The following is a 3,800-nucleotide window of genomic DNA, read 5'->3' as shown; positions in this document are numbered from 1 at the left end:
TTTTTTTCGTTTTCGGTTAACGGGGCTCCTTGGCCCCCCCGGGGGTGGCGGTCTTAAAAAACCCCCTTCTGGGGGGGGGGGGGGGCCCCATTGCCCGGGGCCCCCGCCTCCACCGCGTCGGTGAACTTGCCCTTGATCCCGGTGCGCGCCGTCACCGCGTAATCGATCGGCAGCTCCCACACCAGCTGCCAGCCCGCCGCCTCGGCCCAGCGCGTCAACGCGGCCTTCAGCGTCCTGTCGGCCGGCGTGACCTCCCAGACGGGCACGGCCGCGGGACGCGCGGGCACGGCGTCAGCCTCGGCGTCGTCGCAGTCGTCGTCGTCCAACGTCTGCGGCCTGATCGGGGTGGTCGAAAAGAACCCGCCGGCGGCCAGGCACAGCACGGCGCCGATGACGAAAGCGGCCAGGGTGCCGCGGGCGTACGATGAGTGAATTACCGGATGCATGATGGTTTCCTTGGTCGTGGTGACGGGGTGACGGACTCATGATGAGTTGCGCCACGCCGCATCCGGTTCGCCCGTGCGCCGCTTATTTCACGCGGCGCCGCCGGCGTTGGCGCCCCGCTCCCTGGCCTGCGCGCGCACTTCCGCCAGGCTCTCCCTGACGATGGCCGCCTGGAAGTCCGTCAACGGGGTGCCGACTTCGCGCACCTCGACCAGGCGGTCGGCGGTGGGCTGCAAGGTCGCGGTGCGGGTATCGGGGATCGGATCCTCGGTCATGCCCTTGGTTTCCCGGCGCCGGAACACGAGGGGATTCTTCCAGTCGAACTGCGTGACCTTGTTGTTCATGTCCCCGGCCGCGACCAGGTACTTGACCGACTGGTCGCGCTCCCCCTCGAACATCTCGGCATCGACGGCGCGCATCACCGCCGCCATCCCGTGGTGCCCCGCCGCCTCGGCATTGGCGATGGCCGCTTCGATGCCGCGGTGCGCCCACTGCTGCTTCGATTCCAGCTTCACCGAGAAACGGTCGGTCTTGTTTTCCATGAGGGCGCGGACGAAGTTCATCAGCACTTCCCCGCACATCTTCGCGACTTCCTTGTCGACCATCTCCTTCCTGACCCCGTCGACCGTGGTGCCGGCCAGCTTTTCCACCAGCGACGCGTGCAGGTGCTGCTTGACCGCCAGCTCGGCGGCCAGGGCCGCCGCCTCGGCTTCCGGCAACGGCTCCTCCTGGATCTCGGCGTGCGGATCGCTGCCGGCCAGGCGGCGCTGCAGCACCGCGATCTCGGCCTGCAACTGGTCGACGTCCTGCCGGCGTTCCGCCAGCTTCGCGGCGGCGGGCCCGGCCAGCTTCGCCATGAGCTGGTCGCGAAACCCCTTGTCGACGACTTCCTGGACGCGGTTGCTGACCGACGGCAAGGCTTCGAGCAGCACATCCATCGCCTTGTTCATGTCGCGGCTGTAATCGCCGTATTCCGACTTGTACGCCTTCAGCTTGTCGGTGCCGACCGGCTTCTTGTCCTTGTATTCCCTGCCGCCGACGTTCGCCGTGAGCGAGCCCGTCGCCCCGGCCTGCACCGGCACGGAGAGCAGCTTCTTGCCGTCGGTGATGCCGGTCTTCTTCTTCGTCTCGGCGGTGGTATGGCGGGTGTTGATGCCGAAGAAGACGTCCGTGGTCAGCGTCTTCTTGACGGTATCGTAGAATTCGCGCGCCTTTTGCTGGTTGACCGACGCCATCTTGTCCTCGCTGACCGCGAACTTCACGGTCGCGCCGGCGCCGGTGCGCACCGGGTCGTTCGTCTTTTTCGGCGTGGCGCCGAATTTCTCCTTGTTGTACTTGAGCGCCACGCGGCCCGGCGTGAGCGCGGTTTCATTGCTGACGGTCGTGTATTGGCGCACCTCGTCGTCGATCGTGAAGGGGGAATCGAGCTTGTCGCACAACGCTTCGTACGCCGAGCCGTATTGCTGGTACTCCGGCTTTTGCGGATCCCAGTCGACGAGGATGTCGACGGCCTTCTTGAGCTGCGTACGCGCTTCGTCGAGGTCGCGCAGGCCCTTGACCGGCTCGATCGAGAACTTCAGCACCACTGCGGGGTCGGTACGCAGCTTCTCCTCCTTCTTCCAGCTCAAGCCGGGGAAGCGTACGTCGAGGCTGGTCTTCTTGAGCGCTTTTTCCGCGTGCGCACTCAGGATCTCGGGCGCCATCGACGCGCCCAGACTGGTGCTGACCGCTTTTTCCTTCATGCGCCCAAGGGTCAGCTGCACGCAGTCGTTATTGGCCTGCACGTTGACGATGGTGCCGGAGCTCTTCGACGTCCCGAACGTGGCGCTCAGGCTGGCGAACGGTATCGGCAGGATGAGCGGGATGGCCAGCTTGAACTGCTTCCCGTTGATGGTGTCGGTGCGGTCGCCCAGCGACGTGCGGTCGATCGCGTCGTGCAGGAACGTGCGGATCTGCTCCGGCCCCGCCAGCGCCTCGCCCTTGGCCAGACGGACCAGGTTGCCCAGCGACGCCAGCCGGTGCATGGGTTCGCCCCGCTCCGCTTCGGGCAGGACGGCCTTGACCGCGTCCTGCAGCAATTCCAGCGCACTGTGCCCCTGCTGCAGGTTGCGCAGCAGCGGCGCATCGGCGCGCGCCACCGAGATGTGCGATCCGGCGGCCTCCAGGATGGCTTTCTTGTCCTTGCCCTTCAGGGAATTGGACCAGATCTCGCTGCCGGCATTGAACGTGCCTTCCTTCCCCGTCAGCTTGCGCTTGGCCGCGGTCAGGAGCTTTTCCGACCCGCGGTGCTTTTCCATGTAGTCGCACAGCGCCACCAGCAGCTTGGCATTGCCCTGCTGGGCGAGGGTCGCGTCGGGCCTGGCCAGCGCCGCCTCGGCGATCCCCTTGAAGTCGTGCAGCACCTGCTTGAACTGCGTCCGGACTTCTTGCGTCACCTCGCCGCGCCCCTTGGCGTCGAACTGCTGGTGGACCTGGTTGACCACGGTGCTCGGCAACGCCATCTGCGTCTTGAAGCCTTCGAACGTCTGCACCACGTGCCGCAGGTTGTCGTGGTGCCACACGGCACTCTTGACCATGGCCCAGTCGCGCCGCTCGGGCGTGCCCACGGCCGGCTTCTCGCCGGTGGCCAGCTCGGTGCGCATGCTCTTCATCGCCGACAGCATGCGCGCCTTGTGCGCCGGGTCGCCGTTGGGTTCGGCCGACAGGCGCTGGTGCTCCTGCGTGCAGCGGAAGAACGTCTGCACGTCGCGCCAGTCGACCCTGGCGGCGCGGTGCTCCGGGTTGGCGGCCAGCAGCGAATTGACGGCATCGGGCAGCTGGTGCGCGCCCATTTGCCAGATCGCCACGAGATCCTGCTCCTGCTGCGTGGCCGGCGTGCCTTCGCTCAGGTGCGCGACGGCGGCGCCGATGACCTGGTGCACGCTCTCGTTGGCCAGCGACCGGTACACGTCGATGCAGCGGGCCGGATCCCCGCCGGTCGCCTTTTCCGCCATGTCGACGATGTGCATCAGCTGCATCGGCGCCAGTTCCGCGTCCTTGTGCAGCGTGTCGCCCGCCGTCTGGCGCAGCTTGCCGGCGAGCGCGCCGAGCACCTCCCGCGTTTCCGTACGCTGCGCCGGCGTCATCCCGGCCAGCGCCGGCAGGTGCGCGACCAGGTCGTCCATGCAGGTCTGCTGCATGGTGCCGACCCGCTCCTTCAGGGCCGGCGTGGTGTCGGCGAGCAGCTGGCCGGCGATCGCGAACTTGGCACCGAGGTCTTCCAGCTTGCCGGCTTCGGCCTGCCAGTGCCGCGCTTCCGCCGGCAGCGGCTTCGTGCCGGGAAGCTCGTAGGCGCGGCCCGCGGTCAGGTCGCGCAC

2 protein-coding genes are annotated in these 3,800 nt (G+C 67.4%); both read right to left on the bottom strand.

Going from position 1 to position 3,800, the window contains the following annotated elements:
• Positions 1-53: 53 nt before the first annotated feature.
• A complete protein-coding gene (locus tag ACEN88_RS26435) occupies positions 54-446 on the bottom strand; it encodes a TcpQ domain-containing protein (RefSeq protein ID WP_413344447.1) in 393 nt (130 codons plus the stop codon).
• Positions 447-533: 87 nt separating this feature from the next.
• The coding region (locus tag ACEN88_RS26430; protein ID WP_413344445.1) for a hypothetical protein at positions 534-3,800 on the bottom strand (3,267 nt) is incomplete at its 5' end.

Source organism: Massilia sp. CT11-108 (assembly GCF_047302915.1).
GTDB classification, from domain to species: Bacteria; Pseudomonadota; Gammaproteobacteria; order Burkholderiales; family Burkholderiaceae_D; genus Telluria; species Telluria orientalis.
Note: the sequence above shows the minus strand (reverse complement) of the source record. Positions and strands in the feature narration are given on the sequence as shown.

Coding starts and splice junctions, on each gene's coding strand:
- ACEN88_RS26435 (WP_413344447.1), bottom strand. CDS start 446: ATGCATCCGGTAATTCACTCATCGTACGCCCGCGGCACCCTGGCCGCT.